This is a genomic window from Variovorax sp. 10L421 (assembly GCF_056395365.1).
The window spans coordinates 128,241-154,190 of sequence record NZ_JBFTJJ010000001.1 but is presented as its reverse complement, the minus strand read 5'-3'; the positions used below and the strand labels follow the sequence as shown (position 1 = coordinate 154,190).

Sequence of the window (25,950 nt, the reverse complement as noted above, 5' to 3'; positions counted from 1 at the left end):
GCGATGACCACGGATGTCAGTGGGCTCCGGCGGCGCGCAGCAGCGCCGCGGCGCGCTGGCCGAGCGCGTCGGCCTCGGCGAAGCCGGCGGCGGGCGCCAGCGCATGCACCTTCACCAGCGGCGCGTTGCCTTCCGGGTCGCCCCACGCTGCATCGATGCGCAACGCGCCATCGGCCTGCCATCGCGCGTGGGCCGCGAGCGGCATCGAGCAGCTGCCGCCCATTGCGCGGCTCACCGCGCGCTCGGCGGTGGTGGAAAGCCAGTCGCCGTCATGGGCCAGCGAGCCCAGCAGCCCGATGAGGTCGGTGCGGTCCGCGCGCACCTCGATGCCCAATGCACCCTGCCCCGCGGCCGGCAGCATGGTGTCGGGGTCGAAGGCCACGCGGATGCGGCTCTCGAGCCCCAGCCGCTTGAGCCCGGCCGCCGCCAGCACGATGGCGTCGTACTGTCCTTCGTCGAGCTTGCGCAGGCGGGTGTCGAGGTTGCCGCGCAGCGGTTCGATGCGCAGGTCGGGCCGCAGCGCGCGCAGCAGCACCACGCGGCGCAGGCTGGAGGTGCCGACCACCGCGCCCTGCGGCAGTGCGTCGAGCGAGTCGTAGCGCGGGGAGACGAGCGCATCGCGCGGGTCTTCGCGCTCCAGCACGCAGGCGAGCGCAAAGCCTTCCGGCAGGTCCATCGGCACGTCTTTCAGCGAATGGACCGCGATGTCGGCGCGTCCTTCTTCGAGCGCGAGTTCGAGCTCTTTCACGAAGAGCCCCTTGCCGCCCACCTTGCTGAGCGAGCGATCGAGGATCTGGTCGCCGGTGGTGGTCAGGCCGAGCAGGCTGACCGTGTGGCCCTTTTCTTGCAAAAGCGCCTGCACGTGTTCGGCTTGCCAGAGTGCCAGGCGGCTTTCGCGCGTGGCGATCACGATATTGCTCAAGACCTGTTCCAAAAGTACGTGTTCCAAACCCTTGGAATGCTAGCATGTTGCGCCGCAGCAACGCAGACGGCGCATCCATTCAAGAAGTCCAGGACCAACATCGAATGAAAGCCAGCAAGACCCCTTCTCCCCCCAAGCGCCGCCAGGCCGAAGACCAGCCGTTGATCGACGACATCCGGCTGCTGGGCCGGATCCTCGGCGACGTGATCCGGGAGCAGGAGGGAGACGAGACCTACGCGCTGGTCGAGAAGATCCGCACCTTGTCCGTGGCTTTTCGCCGCGATGCCGACCACGCCGCCGACCGCGCGTTGAAGAACCTGCTCAAGGGCCTGAGCGCGGCCGAGACGGTGCGCGTGATCCGCGCCTTCACCTACTTCAGCCACCTGGCCAACCTCGCGGAAGACCGTCACCAGATCCGCCGCCGCACCGAAACCGAGCGCGCCGGCGAAAGCGTCGACGGCGACCTGCAGACCGCCCTCGCCCGCATCCGCAAGGCCGGCGTGAAGCCCGACGAAATCGTTGCCTCGCTGGCCCACAGCTACGTCTCGCCGGTGCTCACCGCGCATCCGACCGAGGTGCAGCGCAAGAGCATCCTCGACGCCGAGCGCGCCATCGCGCAACTGCTCACCGCGCGCGACGAGATCAAGCTGCGCCAGAGCGCCTACGCCGGGGGAAAGGACGCGCTCACGCCACTCGAATTCGCCGAGAACGAAACGCAGATGCGCATCCGCGTCACGCAGATCTGGCAGACGCGCCTGCTGCGCTTTTCCAAGCTCACCGTGGCCGACGAGATCGAGAACGCGCTGAGCTACTACGAAGCCACCTTCCTGCGCGAGATCCCGCGCGTGTACGCCGACCTCGAAAAGGCCCTGGCCCAGGGTGGCCACACACCCTCGGTCGCCCCCTTCCTGCGCATGGGCCAGTGGATCGGCGGCGACCGCGACGGCAACCCCAACGTCACCGCCGAGACGCTCGAATACGCACTGAGCCGCCAGTGCGAACTGGCGCTGCGCTACTACCTCACCGAGGTGCACTACCTCGGCAGCGAGCTGTCGCTGTCGGCCACGCTGGTCGACGTATCGGTCGAGATGCAGGCGCTGGCCGAGCGCTCGCCCGACAAGAGCGAACACCGCAAGGACGAGCCCTACCGCCGTGCGCTCACCGGCGTGTATGCGCGCCTCGCGGCCACGCTGCGCGAGCTCACTGGCGGCGAGGCCGCGCGCCACGCCGTCGCGCCGCAGAACCCATACGCCACAGCCGAAGAGTTCCTGGCCGACCTGCGCACCGTGGCCGAGTCGCTCGAAGAAAAGCACGGCACCGTGCTCGCCGCGCCGCGCCTGCTGCCGCTGATTCGTGCGGTAGAGGTGTTCGGATTTCACCTGGCCACAGTCGACCTGCGCCAGAGCTCCGACAAGCACGAGGCCGTGATCGCCGAGCTGCTGGCCACCGCGCGCATCGAGCCTTCGTACGCCTCACTGGCCGAAGAGGCCAAGCAGACGCTGCTGCTCAAGCTGCTCGACGACGCCCGCCCGCTGCGCGTGCCCGACGCCGATTACTCGCCGCTCGCGAAGAGCGAGCTGGCCATCTTCGCCGCCGCCCGCACCGCGCGTGCGCGCTATGGCGCAGCGGCCATCCGCCACTACATCATCAGCCACACCGAGACGGTGAGTGACCTGCTCGAGGCGCTGCTGCTGCAGAAGGAAGTGGGCCTGCTGCGCGGCGCAATGGCCACCAACGCGGTGTGCGACCTGATCGTGGTGCCGCTGTTCGAAACCATCGAAGACCTGCGCAACGCCGCGCCCATCGTGCGCGCCTTCTACGCGCTGCCGAACATCCAGGCGCTCATCGAACGCTCGGGCGCCGAACAGGACGTGATGCTCGGCTACAGCGACAGCAACAAGGACGGCGGCATCTTCACAAGCAACTGGGAGCTGTACCGCGCGGGCATCGCGCTGGTGTCGCTGTTCGACGAGCTGAACAAGAAGAAGGCCAACCCGATTCGCCTGCGCATGTTCCACGGCCGCGGCGGCACGGTGGGGCGCGGCGGCGGCCCGAGCTACCAGGCGATCCTCGCGCAGCCGCCGGGCACGGTGCGCGGCCAGATCCGCCTCACCGAGCAGGGCGAAGTCATCGGTTCGAAGTACGCCAACCGCGAGATCGGCCGGCGCAACCTCGAGACGCTGGTGGCCGCCACGCTCGAAGCCACGCTGCTGCCGCAGGGCAAGCTGGCGCCGGCCACCTTCCTCTCGGCGGCCGGCGAACTCTCGACCGCGAGCATGGCCGCATACCGCAAGCTGGTGTACGAAACCCCGGGCTTCGGCGACTACTTCTTCGGCTCCACGCCGATCCGCGAGATCGCCGAACTCAACATCGGTTCGCGCCCCGCGTCGCGCAACCCGAGCCACAAGATCGACGACCTGCGCGCGGTGCCGTGGAGCTTCAGCTGGGGCCAGTGTCGCCTGACCATTCCGGGCTGGTTCGGTTTCGGTTCGGGCGTGGAACAGTTCCTGGCCGCCGCCGGCACCGCCGCGGGCAAGAAGGAACGCGTGGCGCTGCTGCAGCGGATGTACGCGCAATGGCCCTTCTTCCGCACGCTGCTGTCGAACATGGACATGGTGCTGGCCAAGAGCGACCTCGCACTGGCGTCGCGCTACGCCGAGCTGGTTACGGACCGCAAGCTGCGCCAGAAGGTGTTCTCGATGATCGATGCCGAATGGCACCGCACGTCGGATGCGCTCACGCTCATCACCGGCGCGAAGCAGCGGCTCGAAGGCAACGCCGAGATGCAGCGCTCGGTGCGCCACCGTTTCCCCTACATCGATCCGCTGCATCACCTGCAGGTCGAGCTGATGCGGCGCTACCGCGCGGGCGACGGCGGCGAGCGGCTGCAGCGCGGCATCCACATCTCGATCAACGGGGTGGCGGCGGGGCTGCGCAACACGGGATGACGCATCCGGGGGAGAGGCGAAAGCGGGCATAGACTCGCTGCCCCAACACCCAAGAGAGATCGCCATGAAAGGCTCCTGCCTCTGCGGCACCGTCCGGTACGAAGCCGCCCGCCTCGCCGGGCCCATCGCCCACTGCCATTGCGCGACCTGCCGCAAGGCGCACAGCGCGGCCTTCACCACGACCGCTCGCGTCGACAGGTCCGACTTCCGCTGGACCGCGGGCGAAGACGCCATCGGTTCGTTCGAGTCGACGCCCGGCAAGCTGCGCCATTTCTGCACCCGCTGCGGCACGCACCTCGTGGCCGAATGGGTGGCGCAGCCGCAGGTGATCCTGCGCCTGGGTTCGCTCGACGACGACCCGGGCCAGCGTCCAAGCGCGCACATCTGGACCTCGCACGAAGTGCCGTGGCTGGACCACGCTTGCGACATTCCCTCCTTTGCGGAAGCGGCACCGCCCAAGGCATGAGCACGAAGATCCAGTTCCGCCGAAAGGTCATCGTCGCCGTGCTGTTGTGCGTAGCCATCGGCGGCGCCGTCGTGCGGCACTACGCAGTACCCGGCTCCACCACCCGCGACATCGGCACGCTGCTGATGGTGCTGTGGGTGCCGATCATCGGCAACGTCATCGCGTGGCTCATCAGCAAGCGGCCACGCCGCGCGCCGCCGCCCGCGGCCGTGGCGCCACCGAGCTTCGACACACTGGGTGCCTTCGCGCCGCATGTGCTCGCCGAGCTCACCTTCCGCAAGCCGGCCCTGCCCTCGCAGGACATTCCTATCGCGCCGGGCGAATACCGCTGCGCGCTGGTGATCGACAAGGAAGGTTTCTCGGCGCGCTGGGTCGTGCCGCCGGGCGATGCGCTGGAGCGCGGCAAGCCTGCGGCGCTGGAGATCGAGTTTCTCTCGCCGGCCATTGCCCAACCGAAGTTTCCGCAGGGTGCGGCCTTTCGCGTGCTGATCGGCGACTCGTTCATCGCCGATGGCCGGATATTGCAGCTGCGGCCAACGCTCACCTGAGCCGCGCCAGCGGGCATGCGGATGGCGATAGCCATCAAAAAGGGCCGATTGTTCGCCCTCGGGAAACTGACTACTGCTTCCCGGCCCCTATGTCGCGCACGCGACCGCTCGCACACTCGAATGCCTCTTCACCAGCATCGGCGAGTTCGTCGCCGGTGCTTCCAAGGACCGCATTCCATGATGAATTCACCCAGCAGCAACCCCTGCATCGACGAGCTCGCGAGCGCGGCGGCACCCGCACCGGCCTCGGCCTCCCGCTCCGCATGGCTTGCCGTCGGCTCCATCGCCGTCGGCACCTTCGCCATGGTCTCGACCGAGTTCATGCCCATCGGCCTGCTGACCGACATTGCGCGCGGGCTCAACGTGTCCGACGGCACGGCCGGCCTGATGGTCACCATGCCCGGCGTGCTGGCCGCCTTCGCCGGCCCGGCGCTGATCGTCGCTTCGGGCAAGCTCGACCGCCGCACCGTGCTGATCGCGCTCACCACGCTGCTGATCGCCTCGAACCTGCTCGCCGCCTTCGCGCCCAACTTCGCCACCATGCTGGTCGCGCGCCTGCTGCTCGGCTTGTGCGTCGGCGGCTTCTGGACCTTCGCACCCGCCGCCGCCACGCAACTGGTGCCGCATGCCTCGCAGGCGCGGGCCATGTCGTACGTGCTCGCCGGCGTGTCGGCCGCCACCGTGCTCGGCGTGCCGGCCGGCTCGTTCCTCGGCACGCTGTTCGGCTGGCGCGCCTCGTTCGCCGTGACCGGTGCTCTCGCCGCGCTCGTGCTGCTGGTGCAGCTGTGGCTGCTGCCATCGATTCCGCCGGTGCGCGCCATCGGCGCGCGCGACCTGCTGACGCCGCTCACGCGCCGCATGGCGCAGGTCGGCCTGCTCGCGGTGCTGTTCTTCATCGCCGGCCACTTCGCGGCCTACACCTACCTGAAGCCGCTGCTGCAGCAGGTGTTCGGCCTCGCGCCCAACTCGGTGTCGACGCTGCTGCTCGTGTACGGCGCGGTGGGCTTCGTCGGCACCTTCCTCGGCGGCAGCCTGGTGGCGCGCAGCGTGCGCGGCACCACCCTGCTGGCGGCGCTGATGCTCGCCACCGCGCTGCTGCTGACGACCGTGATCGGCTCCGGCTTCGTGCCCGGGGCAGTGGTGGTCGTGATCTGGGGCGTGGCCTTCGGCCTCATCCCGGTGGCGCTGACCGGCTGGATGATGGAAGCGGTGCCCGACGCGCCCGAAGCCGGCCAGGCCCTGCTGGTGAGCGGCTTCCAGGTGGCGATCGCCTCGGGCGCGCTGATCGGCGGCGTGACGGTCGACAGCTTCGGCATCTCCAGCGCGATGGTGCTGAGCGGCGTGCTGGTGCTGATCGCCGCGCTGATTGTCGGCACGCTGGGCCGGGCACGCGGCGGCGCGGCGCTGGCCGCCATTCCCGAGTAACGAAAACCTGGCTAGCGGCGGCCGGGCTTTCCGGCCGCCACGATGGCATCGAGCACCGCGCGCAAGGCCTTGCTGACGGGCTTGTCCCGCCGCATCACCACGGCCAGCGTGCGGTGCATGCGGGGATTCAACCGGCTGGTCTTCAGCTCGGGATGGGCGCCGCGGCCCGCCATCGACATGCCGGGCACGATGGCGTGGCCCAGCCCCGCGGCCACCATTTCCTTCATCGCCTCGACGCTGCCCAGTTCCATCACGGGCTGCGGATGCAGGCCCTGCGCGACGAACCAGCGGTCGACCAGCTTGCGCGTGTTGGCGGCAGGCTCGAACAGCACCAGCGGCAACGCGCCAAGGTCACCCGGCGCCACCCTCGCCTTGAGCGGCGCAAAGTCCGCCCGACCGATCGCGACGAACTCGTCGTCGAGCACCGGCATCACCGCCAGCGAACGCCCCGCCACCGGCAGCGTGACCAGCGCGAGGTCGAGGCTGTTCTCTTCCACCTTGCGCGCCTGGTCTTCCGTGTTGCCGGTGCTCACCACCACGCCGAGTTCCGGAAACCGTTCGCGCAGGCCGCGCAGCACGGCCGGCAGGAAATGCAGGCAGGCCGTGGCGCCCGTGCCCAGCCGCACCCGGCCCGCGATGCCGCTCGCATGGTCGGCCAGCGCATCGATCGCGTTCTCCACCGCGGCGTCGATATGCGGCATGTGGCGCAGCAACTCCATACCCGCGGGCGTGGCCTTCGCGCGCTTGCCGACACGCTCGACAAGCCGCACCGCCAGGCGACGTTCCAGTTGGCGGACCTGCAGGCTCACGGCCGGCTGCGAGAGCCCGAGCCGCTCGGCGGCCGCCGAAAAGCTGCCCGTTTCGATCACCAGCCCGAAGGACCTGAGCTGGTCGAGGTTCAGCGACTTGTCCAAAGTATTTCTCATGCCTTGCATATCTCGGCGAAGCTTCACTTATCGAATGTGGGTCGTCAAGATCGGGGCATGCCATCACAACCCATCGCTTCCACCACCGTTGAAGTCCTCGACGCCGAACCGCACCACATGGCCGCCGTGCAGGCCATCTACAGCCACTACGTGCTGCACGACCTCTGCTCCTTCGAGGAAGAAGTGCCCACCATCGAGCTGATGCAGGCGCGCCGTGCCGACGTAACCGCTCGCGGCCTGCCCTACCTCGTGGCGACGATCGGCGGCGAAGTGGCCGGCTATGCCTACGCCACGGCCTACCGCGCCCGCTCCGCCTACCGCCATACGGTGGAAGACTCGATCTACGTCGCGCACGGCGTGCACGGCCACGGCATCGGCAAGGCGCTGCTGCACGAAGTGATCCGCCGCTGCACTGACAGCGGCTTCACGCAGATGGTGGCGGTCGTCGGCAACAGCGCGAACATGGGCTCGCAGCGGCTGCACGAAAAGCTGGGCTTCGATCGGGTCGGCGTGCTGCGCGACGTCGGCTTCAAGTTCGGGCAGTGGGTGGACACCGTGTTGATGCAGCGCGCCCTGCGCTGAGCGACACGACGGCGCCCGGGAGCGGCTGGCTTGCGCTGCTGCGCGCAGCCCTACTCCCCCAGCAGCTCTCCGACCGGCTGCAGGTCCTCGACCCGGTCGCAGATCGACTTGATCACCATCGTGATCGGAATCCCCAGCAGCAGCCCCCAGATACCCCAGAGCCAGCCCCAGAAGATCACCCCGACGAACACCGCCACCGGGTTCATGCGGCTGGTGCGGCTGGTAAGCCAGGGCATGAGCAGGTTGCCGACCAGCGTGTGGATGACCAGCGAGGTGCCGGCCACCAGCAGGCCCATCTGCAGCGTGTTGAACTGCAGGAAGGCCACGAGTCCGGCCGCCGAAAGCACGATCACCGAGCCGATGTAGGGAATGAGGTTGGTGACCGCCGCGACGATGCCCCAGACGGCAGCGTTCTCGAGGCCGATGGCCCAGAACGAGAGGCCGGTGGCGAGGCCGACCAGCGCACTCGTGAAGATCTGCACCAGCAGATAGCGCTCGATGTTGCGCGTGATGTCGTCGAGCACATGCACGGTGACCTTCTTCTTCTGCAGGCTCGGCCCCGTGATCTTGATCAGCTTGCGCCGGAAGGTGTCGCCCGAGCACAGCGCGAAGTAGGTGAGAAAGGCCACCAGCGTGAGCTGCCCCATGGCGCCGAGCAGCCCGACGGTGCCGCTCAGCAGGTAGTCGCGCACGTTGAAGTTGGGCCGTTCGACGATGACGCGCGCCACGCCCTTGCGCGCCGCCACGCGGGCCGAGTTTTCCTCGGCGGCGCGTTCGAGCTGGGCGGCGGCCTGCTGCACGCTTTCGAGCGGCGTGGCGCTGGCATTCCTGTCCCTGCGCATCGCCTGCCCGAGCTTCTGCGCGGCGACCGGCAGTGCATCGAGCAGCTGCGAGGCATTGCCCGAGAGCGAGTAGCCAGTCCAGCCCACTCCGCCGAACACGCCCGCGAGGATCAGCGCCGCGCCGATCCAGCGCGGCAGCTTCCAGCGATACAGGCGCTCGACCAGCGGCGACAGCGCATAGGCCAGCAGCAGGCTCAGCATCAGCGGAATGAAGACCGCCTTCGCCCACTGCAGCGTGAAGACCGTGGCCAGCACCGCGAGCAGCACCAGGGAGGCGCTGCGCACGTCGATCGGCATGTCCAGCACCAGGCGTTCGCGCCCGGTCGGCGCGGGCTGCGCGAGCAGTTCCTCCGGCGAAGGTTCGGGCGGGGGTTCGGACGCGGCCCCGGATGCAGGCGCGGCAGCCGGAGGCTCCGCGGAGGCTTCGGCGGGTGCGGGCTTTTCTTCGGAGGCCGGGGTCTTCTGCTCGTCGTTCATCGCGTTTCCTTCAGCACTTCGCGCACCGCGGCAAGTTGGCGGCGCGACACGGCCACGGGTTCGGGAATGGCGTCGAGCCGCAGCGCCCAGCCTTCGGCGTCCTCACCATCGTCGTACTTTTCCAAAGCGCGGATGGCCCAGCGCGCCACCAGCGCATTGCGGTGCACGCGCAGGAAGCGGTTCGGATAGCGCTCCTCGAACTCGTTGAGCGAACCGTCGAGGATGTGACTGCGCGTGGCGGTGCGCACGGTGAGGTACTTGTATTCGGACTTGAGGTAGAGCACCTCCGACAGCGGCACGCGTTCGGCGCGGCCACGGTCCTGGATCAGCACCGTCTCGGGTACCTGGGCCTCGGCCTGCAGTGCACGGCGCTCCTTCAGGAAGCGCTCGGCCTTCTGCAGCGCCTGCTGCAGGCGCTCGGCGCGCACGGGCTTGGTCAGGTAGTCGACCGCATCGAGATCGAAGGCCGTCACCGCATGGCTCGCATGCGCGGTCACGAACACCACGGCCGGCGCGTCGGGCCGGCTGCGCAGTGCGCGCGCCACCTCGATGCCGTCGACGCCGGGCATGTGCACGTCGAGCAGCACCAGGTCGAGCGCCAGCGCAGCAAGATGCCGCTGCGCTTCGGCCCCCTGAGAGGCCTCGGCCACCACGTCGGCGGCAGGCGAGGTGCAGTCGCGCAGCAGCGTGCGCATGCGCGAACGCGCCAGGGCTTCGTCGTCGACGATCAGTGTCCTGAGGGTCATGCAGTCTCTCTTCTTCTCTTTCGGTGAACACCGCGGAACCGGCTTTGCCGGGCCGCAGGTGTTGCCCCCGGCAGGGGGCGAGCCTGATCCGTCATGATTCGGCGGGAATGGCGATGCGAACCCGGTAATTTTTCTGGTCCATGCCGGCGCTGAACTGCATCTGCATGTCGTGCAGCAGCCGCAAACGGTCGCGCACGTTGGCCAGCGCAATGCCGTGGCCGCGCGGCAGCGGCTCGTCGGCCCAGCGCAGCGGCGGCAGGCTGTTGACCACCTCGATCACCACCATGCCGCCGCGCCGCTCGGTGCGGATGCGCACCTTGGCGCCCTCGGGGCTGGGCTCCACGCCGTGCTTGATGGCGTTCTCGACCAGCGGCTGCAGCAGCAGCGGCGGCAGGCGCGCGTTGCTGGCGGCGGCATCCAGGTCCCAGCGGATGCGCAGGCGGTCGCCGAAGCGCACCTGCTCGATGGCGAGGTAGCGCTCGGCCAGCGCGATCTCGTCGGCCAGCGTGCCCGATTCGCCCGGGTCGGCCAGCGCCTGGCGGAACAGCTCGGCCAGGTCTTCGAGCATGGTCTCGGCCTTGGCCGGCTCCTCGCGCACCAGCGCGATGGCGCTGTTGAGCGTGTTGAACAGGAAATGCGGGCGGATGCGCGACTGCAGCTCTTCGATCCGGGCCGTCATCGCCGCGGGCGTCTGGCCGCGCGCGCGCAGCACCATCGCGGCCATCACCAGCGCCGAGAACAGGGTGCCGGCCAGGGCGCTGGCCAGCCAGGGCGCGGTGGAGAGCACGCCCGTGAGGCGCAACAGGCCACAGCCATACAGCGCCGACGCCGCGCCAAGCACGGCGCCGGCCGCGTACTGCCATTGCTTCGGCAGGCGCTGCAGCGGCTTCTTGAGCCCGCAGGCGCTCACCAGCCACAGCAGCGTGGCAGGCAGGGCCCCGCCCGTGACCGTGGCCGCCTGCACCAGCCATTCGCCGGGCGTGGACGCCACGAACAGGGTCGCAATCGCCACCACCACCTCGACGAACACCACGGTGCGCAGCACCACCCCGATCTGGCAGGCGTCGAAGATGGACGGACTGCCGCGCAAGGGCGCGCGCGCCCTTTCGGGCGATGGCGGGGGCGTGGTTGTGGAGCTGGCCGATAAAATCGCCGGGTTGCGCATCGCAGACATCAGTTACATCGGGTGACCAACCCATTATTGCCTCCTGGACGGCTCCCATGACCCAAAACCAACTCGACAAGAAATCCGAAGCCTGGTCGGCCCTGTTCTCCGAACCGATGAGCGACCTGGTGAAGCGCTACACCTCCAGCGTCTTCTTCGACAAGCGCCTGTGGCAGGCCGACATCCAGGGCTCGCTCGCCCACGCCGGCATGCTGGCTGCGCAGGGCATCATCGGCGTGCAGGACCACGCCGCGATCGAACGCGGGATGGCGCAGATTCGCGCCGAGATCGAATCCGGCGCCTTCGAGTGGAAGCTCGACCTCGAAGACGTGCACCTGAACATCGAGGCCCGCCTGACCCAGCTGGTCGGCGACGCCGGCAAGCGCCTGCACACCGGCCGCAGCCGCAACGACCAGGTCGCCACCGACGTGCGCCTGTGGCTGCGCGGCGAGATCGACCTCATCGGCGACCTGCTGGTCGAGCTGCAGAAGGCGCTGGTGGACATCGCCGAGAAAAACGTCGACGTGATCCTGCCGGGCTTCACCCACCTGCAGGTGGCGCAGCCGGTGAGCTTCGGCCACCACATGCTGGCGTACGTGGAAATGTTCAGCCGCGACGCCGAACGCGTGGCCGAGGTGCGCCGGCGCGTCAACCGCCTGCCGCTGGGCGCCGCCGCACTGGCCGGCACCAGCTACCCGCTGGACCGCGAGCTGGTCGCCAAGACGCTGGGCATGGACGGCGTCTGCCAGAACAGCCTGGACGCCGTGAGCGACCGCGACTTCGCCATCGAATTCACCGCTGCGGCCAGCCTGTGCATGGTGCACGTGAGCCGCATGAGTGAAGAGCTGATCCTGTGGATGAGCCAGAACTTCGGCTTCATCAACATCGCCGACCGCTTCACCACGGGCTCGTCGATCATGCCGCAGAAGAAGAACCCCGACGTGCCCGAGCTGGCGCGCGGCAAGACCGGCCGCGTGGTCGGCCACCTGATGGCGCTCATCACGCTGATGAAGGGCCAGCCGCTGGCCTACAACAAGGACAACCAGGAAGACAAGGAGCCGCTGTTCGACACCGTCGACACGCTCAAGGACACACTGCGCATCTTCGCCGAGATGATTGGCGGCATCACCGTGAAACCCGAGGCGATGGAAGCCGCCGCGCTGCGCGGCTACGCCACCGCCACCGACCTGGCCGACTACCTCGTGAAGAAGGGCCTGCCCTTCCGCGACGCGCACGAAACCGTGGCCCATGCCGTGAAGGCCGCCACCTCGCACAAGGTCGACCTGGCCGAGCTGCCGCTGTCCGTGCTGCAGCAGTTCAACCCGAGCATCGAAAAGGACGTGTACGACGTGCTGAGCCTGCGCGGCTCGCTGAACGCGCGCAACATCCTGGGTGGCACCGCGCCCGCGCAGGTGAAGGCGCAGGTAGTCCGCCACCGCGCCCGCCTCGGCTGATCGCAACCGAAGCGGCACCGTGTTCTACGCCATACCGCTCGAGAACAAACCGAGCTGGCGCAATCCACCGTGGATGACGGTGCTGCTGATCCTCGTGAACATGATCGTGTGGTGGGGGCCGCAGCGCAGCGAGGAGAACGCACGCGAGCGCGCCGCCCACTACTACGTGAACAGCGTTCTGCCCGAACTCGAGCTGCCGCCTTTCGTGGAATGGCTCGAAAAGACGGACCCCAAGCGCGGCAAGCTGGCTCGCCGGATGCTGCCGCACGAGGAAACCTACCCCCAGCTTCTTGAAAGCCTGCAGAACGACAGGAAGTTCCTGGCGAAGCTGCAAGCCGACGGGATCATCACGCCCACCAACCCGCAGTACGGCGAATGGAAGCGGGACCGCCAGCAGTACGAGGCCATGCTGCCCACGCCCTTCACCGCGCGCTGGTCGCAGGACTACACCAAGGACGCCGAGTTCAAGCCCTGGACCTGGATCACCGCCGCCTTCCTGCATGGCAGCACCGGCCACCTGCTGGGCAACATGCTGTTCCTGTTCCTGTTCGGCTTCTCGGTCGAGCTGGCGCTCGGACGCGGCACCTACCTGAGCTTCTATCTGCTGGGCGCCGTCGGCGCCTCGGCGCTGGCCGGCTGGGCTTATGCCGGCAAGGACGGCTATGGGCTGGGCGCCTCGGGCGCCATCTCGGCGTTGATGGGCATGTACGCGGTGATGTACCGGCTCAAGCGCATCCGCTTCTTCTACCAGCTGTTCTTCTATTTCAACTACGTCACCGCGCCGGCCTTGCTGCTGCTGCCGGCATGGATCGTCAACGAGCTGATGCAGCATTGGCTGGGCGGCCAGGGCATCGCCTACATGGCCCACCTGGGCGGCCTGCTGACCGGTGCAGCATTGATGACCGGCGCGCTGCTGCTGCGCCGGGTGCAGGCGCCGGAGACGGCCGCCGCACCCGAGCCCGACCGCTTCGGCGAGCATGTGGCCGCGGCCCAGAAGTTCGGCGCCGCGATGAAGTTCGACAAGGCGTGTGGCGAATGGCGCGCCGCCGCCGCGCTGCGCCCCGGCGACAGCGACACGCTGCGCGCCTGGTTCAACACCGCGCGGCTGCAGCCCGCGAGCGACGACTTCCACCAGGCCGCCCGCCGCATCTTCCGCCTGCCCGCCACCGACGAGGGCACGATGGCGCTGCAGCACGCCAGCTACAAGACCTATCTCGACCAGGCCAAGCCCGGCGCACGGCTGAAGCCCGAGGACATGGCCCGGCTCGCGCGCCGCTTTGCCCGCATCCGCCAGTTCGAAGACACCGACAAGCTCTGCCGCATCCTGCTGAAGACGGCGCCCGACCATCCGGAACTGGCCGACACGCTGTCGGCCTGTGCGAACGGGTTGCTGCATGCGGGCGAGCGCGACAAGGCGATCGGCCTGCTGCCGCACCTGCTGCGCCTCGCGCCGAACGACATGGTGACGCGCGCACTGCAGAGCGCCTGAGGAGCCTGAAGAACTAGGCGGCCGCCGCCGGCCGCAGCAGCCAGCGCACTTCCTGCGTCTGCTCGCTGTCGGGGTAGCGCGACTCCATCGTCGCCAGGATGGGCTGCGCCATGTCCGAGCGCCCCAGCCCCTGCACCAGCGCACGCGCCGCCAGCTCGTAGGCCTGCGGAATCGCCTCGTGGCCGCGAAAACGCTTGTCGAAGCCCGACAGCAGCGCCAGCGTGGCGTGCGCGTCGCCGCTGCGCCATTCGGCGCGTGCCATCGCGACCACCATCGCCGCGTCGTCGAGCGCGAAGGCCTTGTCCTTCTCCTTGCAGGCCTTGAAGACCTTGAGCGCCTCCGAGGCGAGGTCGCGCCGCATCAGCAGCGGAATGAAACGCCGCGCCTGGTCGAGCATGGTGTCCTTCTTCTCGGGCATCAGCGCCAGCACGCGGTGGTAGCGGCGCTGCGCCGCAAGGTCGTCGGACGCGGCCGTGCGCTGGGCCTCGTAGGCCGTGCCCAGCGCGGCCGCGAGATCGCCCTCGGTGACCAGGTGGGCCACCTCGGCGTCGATGCGCTGCGCCGCGATCTGCTCGGGCGTGCGGCGGTCAACCGGGGAGCCGTCGCCCAGTTCGCTGCCCGGCACCGCGTCGAAACCGAAGGCGTCGTGGTGCTGGAACATCACGTAGCCCAGCAAGCTCGCCATGACCCAGCCGAAGTAAATGAACGCGAAGTTGACGACCGGCAGCGCGATGCGCCCGTCGAACATCGGCAGCAGCAGCGACAGCGCCACCTGCGCGCCCGTGCTCAGCAGGAACAGGAAGAAGCACAGCAGCGCATACGGCCAGCCGATGGTGCGCATCGCGTCCATCACGTGGCCGGGGTTCATCGCCTGGAAGAAGCTGGCCGACTGCACCAGCACGATCACCGCCGCCGGGAAGGTGAAGGACATGACGAACAGCCCCACCGTGCCCAGGATCGGCGCATACCAGGCAAGCCAGCCGATCAGGAAGGCCTGCACCAGCGTGATCGCGAACAGCTTCCACGGCAGGTAGGTCCAGTCGTCGCTCGATTCGCGGCCGAAGTCGGCCGAATCGCGAATGCCGCGCGCGCCCAGCGCGATGATCTTGAAGCCGTATCGGCTGGCCGCCAGCATGATGCCGACCTCGATGACGAAGAGCGCCAGCGCATCCGGCAGGAAGAAGATCGCATCGAAGAGCAGGCTGCAGAAAGACAGCAGCAGGCCATAGGCCAGCGGCCGCATCTGGAACGGGAACGCGAAGAAGCTGTTCAGCCGGCGCCAGAACGGCGGTGGCGGCGGCAGCGAATCCTTGACGGCGATCATGGCAATTCCTCCTGTTTTTCTTCTTGTGCCTGTATCCGCTTACTTGCGGAAGAACTCGCTCTGGCTCATGGCGCCGGCACCGCCGATGCGCATCACCGTGACCTCGTCGGCATGAACGAGGCGCATCTGGCCGAGCTCGCGCTCCAGGCGCTGGGTGAAGCTGGTCTTGTATTGCAGCAGCGACTCGCCCATCTTCAGCACATTGGTGCCCGTGACGGTCGCGCTCTTGCGGTCGGTGGCCACCTCGATGGTGTCGATGTGGTAGTCGTACTCGATGGTGAGGATGCCGCCCATGCGCTCGCCGACCCTGCTGAAGGTCTCGAAGGCCTCGCGGTTCGCCTGGCAGGCCTCGTCGCGGTTGTGGGAGCGCTCCACCGTTTTCCCCATCATGGTGGTCTTGCTCTCGATCCGGGCCTTGCGGCTGAGCTGCTTGCACAGCATCTCGGCGTCGCGCGAATAGATGGCGTGGGCTTCCTTCTGGTAGAAGTCGCGCACCATCGATTCGTCGAGCTTGCGGCCGCCGATAAAGAAATACCACGCGCCCACGCAGAGCGCGATCACGATCGCAATTTGCTTCATTTCTTCCCGCCCGCGCCTGCGCGCATCCCTCTTGATTTTGCGGGGCAGTATACGTTGCCGAATGTTTCCTGGAGGCGTCGAAACGAGCTCGCGCCCCTGAATCCGGCCGCCCGGGAGCCCCGTATACCGGGCATGTGCATCGATGCCCGACAATCCCCGAATGCCAGCACCCAGCCCCGACGCCGAACTGATGGCACTGATCGACCGGATCGGCCGTCGCGACGAAGCCGCCCTGCGCCAGCTGTACGACCGCACCTCGCCCAAGCTGATGGGCCTCGCGATGCGCGTGGTGCGGCAGCGCGAATGGGCCGAGGACGTGCTCCAGGAAGCCTTCCTGACTGTCTGGCGAGTCGCCGGCGACTATCGCGCCTCGCTCAGCCCTCCGCTCGCGTGGCTCGGGTTGATCGTGCGCAGCCGGGCGCTCGACCTGCTGCGTCGCCGCGCCGCCGACCGCACCCGGCTGACCCAGGAATTCGACGAACTCATGGCCGACCAGTTCGAATCGGATGCGCCCAGCCCCGCCGACACTGCCGATGCCAGCGAGCAGGCCTGGGCACTGCACCAGTGCCTGAGCCAGCTCGAGGGCCGCCAGCGCGAGGTGGTCAGCCTGGCCTACCTGCGCGAAATGAGCCACGGCGAGCTGGCCGAGCAGCTCAGGCTGCCGCTGGGCACGGTCAAGACATGGATCCGGCGCGGGCTGGAAAAGCTGCGCATCTGCATGGGGCGCTTTGCGTGAGAGCGATGGCGAAGAAGAAGGCGGCCCTCCCATGAATCTCCTCGCACACCCCGAGCTGCTCGAACTGCTGGCCGCGAACCACGCGCTCGGCACGCTGCGCGGTGGCGCCCGCCGCCGCTTCGAGACCCTGGCCCGCGAACAGGCGCCGGTACGCGCCGCCGCGCTGGTCTGGCAGAGCCGGCTCGCGGGCATGACCGAAATGCAGTCCCCGGTCGTGCCCGACCCGGCCGTATGGACCCGCATCCGCAACACGATCGACGCCGAGCAGTCCGCGCTCGCCATCGAACGCCAGCGCAATGCCGCCGCCGGCAAGCCGCAGCCGCAAGGCGGCTGGCAGCGCAGCCTCGCGCTGTGGCGCGGCGCCACGGCCGCCGGCGCACTGGCCACGGTGCTGGCCGTGGTGGTCGGGCTGAACCTGCGCGACCAGCTGCAGAACGCCCCGGCGGTGCAGTACGTGGCCGTGCTGAACGACGACAAGGCCGCGCCCTCGATGCTCGTCACCTTCGATCCGAAGAAGAAGCAGCTGGTGCTGCAGCGCGTGGGTGGCTTCGACGAAGGCAACGACAAGTCGCTGCAGCTCTGGGCCCTGCCCCCGGGCGGCGCGCCGCGTTCGTTGGGCGTGCTCGACAAGGCGCCCGCGCTGCGGCTGGCTGCGTCAGAATCCGACGTGCGCGTGCCGGCCCTGGCGATCAGTCTCGAACCGAAGGGCGGCGTGCCCAGCGAGGGCGGCCCGACCGGCCCGGTGCTCTTCCACGGCGCCCTCATTGAAAAAACCATCTGACCTGTTTGCTGCCCTTCCGATGCCTTCGATGAAAACCGCGCTGGCCGCGGTCGCGCTGCTGACTGCGGCACTCGCCTCGCATGCCCAGTCCGCCTTCTTTCCCCAGGAATCGGAGACCGCCGCCGCCGAGGCCGCGTCCGCGCGCGACTACCTCGCCGCCAAGGAGCGCTGGCACAACGAGCTCGCGGCCTTCGCGCGCGCCGACCAGGAGCGTTTTCCGGCGCCCGGCGGCGTGGTGTTCGTCGGCAGCTCCACGGTGCGCATGTGGACCCGCCTCTCGCAGGACTTCGCGCGCGTGCCCGGCGGCGTGGTCAACCGCGGCTTCGGCGGCTCGACGCTGGCCGACTGCAGCTTGTTCGCACGCGACCTCGTGGTGCGCTACAAGCCGCGCCAGGTGATGGTCTATGCGGGCGACAACGACCTGGCCGAAGGCCGCACCCCGCTGCAGGTGCTCGACAGCTTCGCGCGCTTCGCCAACGCGGTGCGCGCAGAGCTGCCCGACACGCGCATCAGCTTCATCTCGGTCAAGCCCAGCCCGTCGCGCGAGCAGCTGATGCCGCAGATCCGCGAGACCAACCACGTGATCTCGGCCTACCTGAACCTGCTGCCCAACAGCGAGTTCATCGACGTCTACACGCCGATGCTGGGCGCCGACGGGCGCCCGCGCGCGGAGCTGTTCCGGGGCGACAGGCTGCACATGACGGACGAAGGCTACCGGTTGTGGCATTCGATCATTGCGCCGCACCTGCCGAATCCTTGACTCGCCCCCAGGCTTCGCGCACTTCGTGTCGCGCGCGCCTTCCCCCTACCGGGGGCAACACCAGTGGCCCGGTAAAGCCGGTTCCACGGTGTTCCAGGAAAAGACCTCAGGCGGGCGCGGTCTCCGACGGCATGTCGTCCGCCGGCGGCGGCACATCAGCCCCGCGCGTGAAGCGGGCCACGAAGTACATCCCCGAGAGCACCGCCAGCAGCAGCAGGCCGTCGCCCCACCACGGCCGCGCCATCTGGTTGTCGCCGTAGAAGGCCAGCACCAGCAGCACCGCCACGAGGTGCGCGCAGAACACCGGCAGCGAGGCGGAACCCATCGCCTCCAGCCAGCGCAGCCGCGGAATGCGGCGCATCAGCCACGGCCCGAAGCGCACTGCCAGGATGCACAGCGCCACGAGGTTCACCAGCCGCAGCGGGCCGAGTTGCCATTTGTCGAACAGCAGGTTCAGCTCGACGTCGCCGCCGAACGGCGCCTGGCCGTTGATGCCGGTGTGGCGCCAGTAGACCCCGTAGAGCGCAATGCCCGCCGCAAGCATCAGCAGCCACCACGGAAAACGCAGGGGCCGGGCTTCCGGCCCGCTGCGCGTGGCGCCGATGCACAGACCCGCGAACCACAGGAACTGCCACGCATAGGTGTTGAACGCGCCCATCTCATGGAACGGCACCGGCACGTCCAGGTAGCGCACAGCCAATGCATAGATCCATTCGCTGACCCCGAACTGCGCCGCCGCCCACACGGTCGCGCTCGCCACCATCACCCCCGTCCAGCCGTGGCGCATGGCAAAGGCCAGCACCCAGGGACTCATGAGCATGAAGAAGATGTACATCGGCAGGATGTCGAGCAGCGCCGGCTCGTAGATCAGCAGCAGCCCGAACAGGAAGCCGTCGCGCGGCTCCGCCAGGTAGTACGACACCAGGTTCTTCACGGCTGGCTGGTCGATGTGCAGCCCCACCGCCGCGATCACCGTGAACAGGAACAGCAGGATCGCCGCCTGGCACAGGTAGACCTTCACCACGCGCCGCCAGAAGGCCTGGCGCATCGAGTCGACGCCGCGCAGGTAGCCGATGCGGCTGTACACCAGCCCGGCCACGAAGGCCGACAGCAGCACGAAGCCCTCGGCGGCCGAGACGAAACCGAAGGGCTGGCCCAGCGGATCGGTCAAGCGGGTGGGCAGATGGGTGACGGTCATCAGCACGAGCATCAGCCCGCGCAAGGCGTCTATTTCCCAGTAGCGTTTCATCGGTCGGCGGCGAGGTCTTGGTGGCGGTCCGCGCGGCGCACGCACGACGGCCCCGATTGTAAGAAGACCGGCGTAAAGCCCGCGTAAGGCCCGCCGCGCCCGGCGATCAAGCCAACGGCCTATGACTGTTGGCACTCCCGAACCGTCGCGCAAATCGGATACGCTGCGCGCTGCCTTCAGGTGGAGATACAAAAAAGTGAATCGTTTCTTTCCAACATTGCTCCTGGCTGGCGGTGTCCTCGCGGCCGCCCCGGGCTTTGCCCTCCAGATAACCAGCCTCACGCCGCAAGGCGAAGTCGCCCGCGTGCGCCAGGTCGTCGCCAAGTTCGACCAGGCGGCCGTCAACTTCGGCGACCCCAAGGCCCCTGCCCCGCTTGCGGTGAGTTGCACCGACGCGCAGGCCGCCAAGGGTACCGGCCGCTGGACCGACGCCAAGGCCTGGGTCTACGACTTCGAGAACGACCTGCCGCCCGGCGTGCGCTGCACGGTCACCCGCATTCCCACCTTCAAGCCCGCGTCCGGCGAACTCACCGGACCCGAGCGCTACCAGTTCAACACCGGCGGCCCGTTCGTGCGCAACTACATGCCGGGCAGCTACAGCCGCATCGACGAGCAGCAGATGTTCATGCTGGAGCTCAACGGCGCGGCCACGCTCGACAGCGTGCGCCAGAACGTCTGGTGCGCGGCCGACGGCGTGGGCGAGCGCATTCCGGTCAAGCTGCTCGATGGCGATCAGCGCGCCGGCCTGCTCAAGGCCTTCGGCCGCGACAAGGCGGCAGAGAAAGACCCGCTGCGCTTCGTCACGATGCAATGCAACCGCACGCTGACGCCCGGTGCGAAGGTGCAGATCGTCTATGGCAAGGGCGTGGCCACGCCCTCGGGCGTGCCCAACAACGTGGAACGCCGCTTCGACTTCCAGGTGCGCGAGCCCTTCGCCGTGTCGTTCACCTGCGAGCGCGAGAACGCGCAGGCCGGCTGCCTGCCGCTGCGCCCGATGCAGCTGACCTTCAACGCGCCGGTCACGCGCAAACTGGCTTCGCAGATCGAGCTCAAGGGCAAGGGTGAGACCGTCAAGGCCCAGATCGAAGGCAGCACGCAGAGCGACGATGACGTGGTCAACGGCGTGTACTTCGGCCCGCCGCTGGCCGAGAGCGCGCAGTTCAGCATCGAGCTGCCCTCGAAGTTCGAGGACGCCTCGGGCCGCCCGCTGGCCTCGCCCGGCAGCTTTCCGCTGAAGGTGGCGACCGGCGCGATGCCGCCGCTGGCCAAGTTCGCCGCCTCGCCCTTCGGCGTGGTCGAGCGCCTGGCCGAGCCCGACACCCCGGCCATGATGCCGGTCACCGTGCGCCGCGTGGAGCCGAAGCTGATGGTGAATGCCCTCACGCCCGGCAAGGTGAGCGACATGAACCCGAAGACCGACGCGGAAATCATCGCGTGGTTCCGCAAGGTGCGCCGCTACGACAGCTTCACCATCTCGCGCGAACAGGCCCGCAAGGACGTGAAGGGCCCGCTGCCCCCGGTCATCGACAAGGACGACCGCACCACGCTGCAGACCCGCATGCTGTCGCTGCTGGCGGGCCAGTCGGGCGTGAAGGCGCTGGACATGCCCAAGTCGGACAGCGGCGATCCGCGCCCCTTCGAGGTCATCGGCATCCCGCTGACGCCGGGCTTCCACGTGCTCGAAATCGCCTCGCAGAAGCTGGGTGAGGCGCTGCTCGACGAGCGCTACAACGCCGGGCGCACGATGTACGTGCGCACCACCGCGCTGGCCACCAACCTGGCGGTGCACTTCAAGCTGGGCCGCGAGAACTCGATGGCCTGGGTCACCACGCTGGACAAGGGCAAGGTCGTGGCCGGCGCCGATGTGCGTGTGTCGGGCTGCGACGGCAAGGCCGTGGCCACCGGCACCACCGATGCCAACGGCGTCGTCATGCTCAATGGCATCTCGCCGCAGGCGCCGTCGTGCAACGGTCCGAACGAATACGACACGGCGGCCTGGTTCGTCAGCGCCCGCGCCAAGGACGACAAGGGCGTGGAAGATCTCGCCTTCACCTGGAGCGACTGGCAGCGCGGCATCGAGCCCTGGCGCTTCAACGTGCCGACCAGCATGCAGGCCGAGGCCGACCGCGTCGCCCACACGATCTTCGACCGCACGCTGCTGCGCGCCGGCGAGACGGTGTCGATGAAGAGCCTGATCCGCACGCAGACCAGCAAGGGCTTCGGCCTGCCCGAGAACCGGCCCGACACGCTGGTCATCACCCACGTGGGCAGTGGCCAGCGCTTCACGCAGCCGCTGAAATGGCGCAAGACCGCCACCGGCGGCCTGAGCGCGGAGAACACATTCCCCATTCCGCCGGCCGCCAAGCTCGGCGTGTACGAGGTGATGCTGCGCACCGGCGGCGGCAAGGACGCCAACGGCGAGGGCGAAAGCGATGGCGACGAAGGCTACGGCCGCAGCTTCTCCACCGGCATGTTCCGCGTCGAGGAGTTCCGCCTGCCCGTGCTCGAAGGCCGCATCGCGCCCACCGACAAGAAGCCGCTGGTGGCCGCCACCAGCGTGCCCACCGACGTGCAGATCAACTACGTGGCCGGCGGCGGCGCCGCCAACCTGCCGGTGCGCGTGTCGGCCATGGTGCGCGGCAAGAGCTTGAGCTTCTCCGACTACGACGCCTTCAGCTTCAACCCGCCGCGCGCAGCGCAGGGGGACGGCAGCGAGGCCGCCACCGCAGTCAGCGCCGCGGCCGAGGCCGGCTCGGGCGAGGAAGACCTCAACAGCGTGAACGACACCCGCGTGATCGCAGACAAGCTGCCCCTCACGCTGAACAAGGACGGCGCCGGCAAGGTCACGATCGACAAGGTGCCGAAGGTCAAGGCCGCACGCGAGCTGCTGCTGGAGGCCACCTACGCCGACCCGAACGGCGAGGTGCAGACCATCCGCAGCACGCAGACGCTGTGGCCGGCCTCCGTCATCGCCGGCATCAAGACCGAGGGCTGGGTTTCCACTGCGCAGAAGCTGAAGTTCCAGGCGCTCGCGCTCGACCTCTCGGGCAAGCCTCAGGCCAACGTGACGCTCAACGTGCGCGCCGTGGCGCGCATCACCACCACCAGCCGCAAGCGCATGGTGGGCGGCTTCTACACCTACGACAACAAGACCGAGACCAAGGACATCGGCACCGTCTGCAGCGGCAAGAGCGACGCGCGCGGCCTGCTGCTGTGCGAATCCGAGCTGAAGGAAGCCGGCGAGGTCGAACTCATCGCCAGCGCCACCGACGGCGAAGGCCGCGACGCCAAGGCGGTGAGCTCGGTCTACGTGACCAAGCAGGGCGAACTCTGGTTCGGCGGCGAGGACAACGACCGCATCGACGTGCTGCCCGAGAAGAAGAGCTACCAGCCCGGCGAAGTCGCCAAGTTCCAGGTGCGCAGCCCGTTCCGCTTCGCGACCGCGCTGGTCGCAGTGGAACGCGAAGGCATCATCGAGACGCACGTGGTGCAGCTCGACGGCAAGGACCCGACCGTCACCCTGCAGGTCAAGCCCGAATGGGGGCCCAACGCCTACGTGAGCGTGCTCGCCCTGCGCGGCCGCCTGCGCGAAGTGCCGTGGTACAGCTTCTTCACCTGGGGCTTCAAGTCGCCGCGCGAGTGGTGGACGGCCTTCTGGTACGAAGGCAAGGAATACGTGGCGCCGACCGCCATGGTCGACCTGAGCAAGCCCGCCTACCGCCTCGGCATGGCCGAGATTCGCGTCGGCACGCGCGCCCACCAGCTCGACGTGACCGTCACCAGCGACAAGCCCAGCTACCCGATACGCAGCAAGGCGCAGGTCACCATCAGCGCCAAGCTGCCCGACGGCAAGCCGGCGGCAGGTGCCGAAGTGGCGCTGGCCGCGGTCGACCAGGCCCTGCTGGAGCTGATGCCCAACGACAGCTGGAACCTGCTCAACGCCATGCTGCAGCGGCGCAGCTGGGGCGTGAGCACCTCCACCGCGCAGATGGAAATCGTCGGCCGGCGCCACTACGGGCGCAAGGCCGTGCCAGCGGGCGGCGGCGGCGGCAAGGGCCAGACGCGCGAACTGCTCGACACCCTGCTCGTGTGGAACCCGAAGGTGGTGCTCGACGCCAATGGCCAGGCCGTGGTGACGGTGCCGCTGAACGATGCGCTCACCACCTTCAAGATCGTGGCCGTGGCCGATTCGGGCGCCAGCCTGTTCGGCACCGGCCAGGCCAGCATCCAGGCCACGCAGGATTTGCAGATCATCAGCGGCCTGCCGCCGCTGGTGCGCGAGGACGACCAGTTCCGCGCGCAGATCACCTTGCGCAACACCACGCAGAAGCCGATGAAGGTCGAGGCCACGCCGCGCGCCACCCTGCTCACGCTGGAGACGCAGACCGTGGACATCCCGGCCGGCGAAGCACGCGAGGTGGCCTGGACCGTGACCGCGCCCGCGCAGCTCGCGCAGACGCGCGCCGAAGCCATCCTGTGGGAAATCGAGGCCAAGGACACCATCGGCGGCGCGCGCGACGCGCTCAAGGTGCGCCAGCGCATCATCCCGTCGGTGCCGCTCACGGTGCAGCAGGCCACGCTGGTGCAGCTCGATGGCCCCTTCACGCTCGACGTGGCACCGCCCGCCGACGCCCTCCCCGGCCGCGGCGGCCTCAAGCTGTCTCTGCAGCCCAAGCTGGCCGAGGGCCTGCCGGGCGTGCGCGACTGGTTCGCGAACTACCCCTTCATTTGCCTCGAGCAGAAGACCAGCAAGTCGGTCGGCCTGCGCGACGCGAAGATGTGGCAGAGCGTGCTGGCCCAGCTGCCGACGTACCTCGACAGCGACGGCTTGGTCAACTACTTCCCGCCGCGCGACGGCGAGGCCAACCGCGGCAGCGACATCCTCACCTCGTACCTGCTCGCGGCGACGAACGAGGCCGCGCAGCTCAACCCCGCCTTTGCGCTCGCCGACGACGTGCGCGCGCCGATGGAGTCGGGCCTGATCGCGTTCGTCGAAGGCCGCATCACGCGCGAGTTCTGGAGCCCGCGCAAGGACCTGGACGTGCGCAAGCTCGCCGCGCTCGAAGCGCTCTCGCGCTACGGCAAGGCCAAGGGAAGCATGGTCGGCAGCATCACCATCGCGCCGAACCAGTGGCCCACCGGCGCGGTGGTCGACTGGCTCAACATCCTCAAGCGCGTGAACGACGTGCCGCAGCGACAGCAGCGCCTGGACGAAGCCAACAACGTGCTGAAGGCGCGCCTGTCGTACCAGGGCACCAAGCTGATCTTCAGCACCGAGCAGGACGACTACTGGTGGTGGCTGATGACCAACGGCGACGTCAACACCGCCCGCCTGCTGCTCAGCGTGATGGACGACCCGGCCTGGAAGGACGACATCGGCAAGCTCGCCAACGGCTTCATCGGCCGCCAGCAGAACGGCGCCTGGCACACCACCACCGCCAACCTGTGGGGCGGGCTGGCGCTGGAGAAATTCAGCAAGGTGTTCGAGAGCACCCCGGTGGCCGGCGTCACCGCCGCCACGCTCGGCGCGGTGAAGGCGCAGGTCGACTGGAGCAAGGTCGAGCGCGTGAAGACCAGCGACGCCACCGGCGCGCCCAACCAGACCACCTTCTTCGGCGCGCCCGCCTCGCCGGGCAACCTGAAGAACAACACGATGTTCCTGCCGTGGGCTGCATCGCCGTCGGGTGCACCCGTGCGCGACACGCTGCTGGTCACGCAACAGGGCACCGGCAAGCCGTGGCTCACGCTGCAGTCGATCGCGGCCGTGCAGCTGAAGGCGCCGTTCGCGGCCGGCTATGCGCTCAAGAAGACCATCACCCCGGTCGAGCAAGCCGTGGCCGGCAAGTACACGCGCGGCGACGTGCTGCGCGTGAGCATCGAGGTCAACGCCAGCACCGACATGACCTGGGTCGTCATCAGCGACCCGATCCCCGGCGGCGCCACCATCCTCGGCAGCGGCCTGGGTCGCGATTCGCAGATCGCCACGCAGGGCGAGAAGAAGAGCGGCTCCGGCTGGCCGGCATTCGAGGAGCGCAGCTTCGAGGCCTTCCGCAGCTACTACGAGTACCTGCCCAAGGGCGTCGTGAAGATGGAATACACGGTGCGCCTGAACAACGTCGGCGACTTCGCATTGCCCCCGAGCCGCGTCGAGGCGATGTACGCGCCCGAGATGTTCGGCGAGACGCCGAATGCGCGGGTGAAGGTGGAAGCGGCGAAATAGCGGCCCACCGCGCTTCTTCTCCGGCTTCCTTACCTCGTCGACCCGGCCGGCTCCGCACCCCGCGGCGCATCCGGCTGTTTCGCCCCGGCCGCGGGCGAGCGCAGCGCGGGGGGATCGGCGAGCGGCGCAACCTGGCCAGGTTGTGCGGCCGCGGTCAGCATCGTTACTGAATACCCCGCCGGTTCGCCTCCCGCCATCCCGCATGGCGGAAGAGCAAGGGCCGCCCATCGGCGTCTTTAGGCGCCGCCACCCCGCGCATTCCCTTGAGAAGCCCGGCCCCGCCTCGGCCGGCATGCCTGTGCGCCTTTTGA

20 protein-coding genes are annotated in these 25,950 nt (G+C 68.6%); 12 read left to right on the top strand and 8 right to left on the bottom strand.

Annotated features, from left to right (window positions below; all coding sequences use genetic code 11):
- Positions 1 to 16: 16 nt before the first annotated feature.
- A complete protein-coding gene (gene hemC, locus AC1DFC_RS00715) occupies positions 17 to 922 on the bottom strand; it encodes a hydroxymethylbilane synthase (RefSeq protein ID WP_478178550.1) in 906 nt (301 codons plus the stop codon).
- A gap of 104 nt (positions 923 to 1,026) precedes the next feature.
- On the opposite strand from hemC, the gene ppc reads away from it, so the two are divergent.
- From ppc to AC1DFC_RS00695, 4 genes are all read left to right on the top strand, one after another.
- Positions 1,027 to 3,870: a phosphoenolpyruvate carboxylase gene (gene ppc, locus AC1DFC_RS00710; protein WP_007830452.1), complete on the top strand. Its 2,844-nt coding sequence runs from the start codon at positions 1,027 to 1,029 to the stop codon at positions 3,868 to 3,870.
- Between the two features lie 64 nt (positions 3,871 to 3,934).
- A complete protein-coding gene (locus AC1DFC_RS00705) occupies positions 3,935 to 4,336 on the top strand; it encodes a GFA family protein (RefSeq protein ID WP_007830451.1) in 402 nt (133 codons plus the stop codon).
- Positions 4,333 to 4,884: a hypothetical protein gene (locus AC1DFC_RS00700; RefSeq protein ID WP_007830450.1), complete on the top strand. Its 552-nt coding sequence runs from the start codon at positions 4,333 to 4,335 to the stop codon at positions 4,882 to 4,884. The genes AC1DFC_RS00705 and AC1DFC_RS00700 overlap by 4 nt, the downstream gene beginning before the upstream one ends.
- A 177-nt stretch (positions 4,885 to 5,061) precedes the next feature.
- Positions 5,062 to 6,309 (top strand): MFS transporter, encoded by a 1,248-nt coding sequence (locus tag AC1DFC_RS00695; RefSeq protein WP_007830449.1) that lies wholly within the window; start codon positions 5,062 to 5,064, stop codon positions 6,307 to 6,309.
- Between the two features lie 11 nt (positions 6,310 to 6,320).
- Here AC1DFC_RS00695 and AC1DFC_RS00690 read toward each other — a convergent pair whose 3' ends face one another.
- Complete coding sequence (locus AC1DFC_RS00690) at positions 6,321 to 7,244, bottom strand: LysR family transcriptional regulator (RefSeq protein ID WP_478178549.1); 924 nt, start codon at positions 7,242 to 7,244, stop codon at positions 6,321 to 6,323.
- Positions 7,245 to 7,292: 48 nt separating this feature from the next.
- Between AC1DFC_RS00690 and AC1DFC_RS00685 the strand changes: the two genes are divergently transcribed.
- Entirely contained in the window at positions 7,293 to 7,817 is a 525-nt protein-coding gene (locus AC1DFC_RS00685; protein WP_478178548.1) for an N-acetyltransferase family protein, read from the top strand.
- A 50-nt stretch (positions 7,818 to 7,867) separates the two neighbouring features.
- On the opposite strand, the gene AC1DFC_RS00680 is transcribed toward AC1DFC_RS00685, so the two are convergent.
- The 3 genes from AC1DFC_RS00680 to AC1DFC_RS00670 form a co-directional block, all read right to left on the bottom strand.
- Positions 7,868 to 9,136, bottom strand: coding sequence for an AI-2E family transporter (locus AC1DFC_RS00680; RefSeq protein ID WP_007830446.1), 1,269 nt, complete (start codon positions 9,134 to 9,136; stop codon positions 7,868 to 7,870).
- Positions 9,133 to 9,882: a LytR/AlgR family response regulator transcription factor gene (locus AC1DFC_RS00675; protein WP_007830445.1), complete on the bottom strand. Its 750-nt coding sequence runs from the start codon at positions 9,880 to 9,882 to the stop codon at positions 9,133 to 9,135. Before AC1DFC_RS00675 ends, AC1DFC_RS00680 begins: the two co-directional genes overlap by 4 nt.
- Before the next feature lie 91 nt (positions 9,883 to 9,973).
- Positions 9,974 to 10,972 (bottom strand): sensor histidine kinase, encoded by a 999-nt coding sequence (locus AC1DFC_RS00670; protein WP_007830444.1) that lies wholly within the window; start codon positions 10,970 to 10,972, stop codon positions 9,974 to 9,976.
- Between AC1DFC_RS00670 and AC1DFC_RS00665 the strand changes: the two genes are divergently transcribed.
- Genes AC1DFC_RS00665 through AC1DFC_RS00655 form a run of 3 tightly spaced genes read left to right on the top strand, consistent with a single transcriptional unit; the run spans position 10,917 to position 13,990 of the window.
- Complete coding sequence (locus AC1DFC_RS00665; protein ID WP_235507842.1) at positions 10,917 to 11,072, top strand: hypothetical protein; 156 nt, start codon at positions 10,917 to 10,919, stop codon at positions 11,070 to 11,072. The two genes, AC1DFC_RS00670 and AC1DFC_RS00665, sit on opposite strands and share 56 nt — an antisense overlap.
- A gap of 31 nt (positions 11,073 to 11,103) precedes the next feature.
- Positions 11,104 to 12,501 carry an argininosuccinate lyase gene (argH, locus tag AC1DFC_RS00660; RefSeq protein ID WP_007830443.1) on the top strand — a complete coding sequence of 466 codons (1,398 nt, stop codon included), beginning with the start codon at positions 11,104 to 11,106 and terminating at the stop codon, positions 12,499 to 12,501.
- A gap of 19 nt (positions 12,502 to 12,520) precedes the next feature.
- Positions 12,521 to 13,990, top strand: coding sequence for a rhomboid family protein (locus AC1DFC_RS00655; RefSeq protein WP_042672965.1), 1,470 nt, complete (start codon positions 12,521 to 12,523; stop codon positions 13,988 to 13,990).
- Between the two features lie 13 nt (positions 13,991 to 14,003).
- Here the strand turns inward: AC1DFC_RS00655 and AC1DFC_RS00650 are convergent, their stop codons facing one another.
- Together AC1DFC_RS00650 and AC1DFC_RS00645 are read right to left on the bottom strand one after the other, a co-directional pair.
- On the bottom strand, positions 14,004 to 15,314 hold the full coding sequence (locus tag AC1DFC_RS00650) for a hypothetical protein (protein ID WP_478178547.1): 1,311 nt from the start codon (positions 15,312 to 15,314) through the stop codon (positions 14,004 to 14,006).
- A gap of 39 nt (positions 15,315 to 15,353) precedes the next feature.
- Complete coding sequence (locus AC1DFC_RS00645) at positions 15,354 to 15,893, bottom strand: hypothetical protein (RefSeq protein ID WP_007830440.1); 540 nt, start codon at positions 15,891 to 15,893, stop codon at positions 15,354 to 15,356.
- A 142-nt stretch (positions 15,894 to 16,035) separates the two neighbouring features.
- Here AC1DFC_RS00645 and AC1DFC_RS00640 point away from each other — a divergent pair, with 142 nt between their 5' ends.
- Genes AC1DFC_RS00640 through AC1DFC_RS00630 form a run of 3 tightly spaced genes read left to right on the top strand, consistent with a single transcriptional unit; the run spans position 16,036 to position 18,170 of the window.
- The gene (locus AC1DFC_RS00640) at positions 16,036 to 16,629 is read left to right on the top strand and encodes an RNA polymerase sigma factor (RefSeq protein WP_007830439.1); all 594 of its coding nucleotides are present in this window, start codon (positions 16,036 to 16,038) and stop codon (positions 16,627 to 16,629) included.
- Between the two features lie 31 nt (positions 16,630 to 16,660).
- Positions 16,661 to 17,410, top strand: a complete 750-nt coding sequence (locus tag AC1DFC_RS00635; protein ID WP_478178546.1) for an anti-sigma factor — start codon at positions 16,661 to 16,663, stop codon at positions 17,408 to 17,410.
- Between the two features lie 28 nt (positions 17,411 to 17,438).
- Positions 17,439 to 18,170, top strand: a complete 732-nt coding sequence (locus AC1DFC_RS00630) for an SGNH/GDSL hydrolase family protein (RefSeq protein WP_007830437.1) — start codon at positions 17,439 to 17,441, stop codon at positions 18,168 to 18,170.
- Between the two features lie 106 nt (positions 18,171 to 18,276).
- On the opposite strand, the gene opgC is transcribed toward AC1DFC_RS00630, so the two are convergent.
- Positions 18,277 to 19,419 carry an OpgC domain-containing protein gene (opgC, locus tag AC1DFC_RS00625; RefSeq protein WP_007830436.1) on the bottom strand — a complete coding sequence of 381 codons (1,143 nt, stop codon included), beginning with the start codon at positions 19,417 to 19,419 and terminating at the stop codon, positions 18,277 to 18,279.
- Between the two features lie 196 nt (positions 19,420 to 19,615).
- On the opposite strand from opgC, the gene AC1DFC_RS00620 reads away from it, so the two are divergent.
- The gene (locus AC1DFC_RS00620; protein ID WP_478178545.1) at positions 19,616 to 25,639 is read left to right on the top strand and encodes an alpha-2-macroglobulin family protein; all 6,024 of its coding nucleotides are present in this window, start codon (positions 19,616 to 19,618) and stop codon (positions 25,637 to 25,639) included.
- Positions 25,640 to 25,950 lie beyond the last annotated feature (311 nt).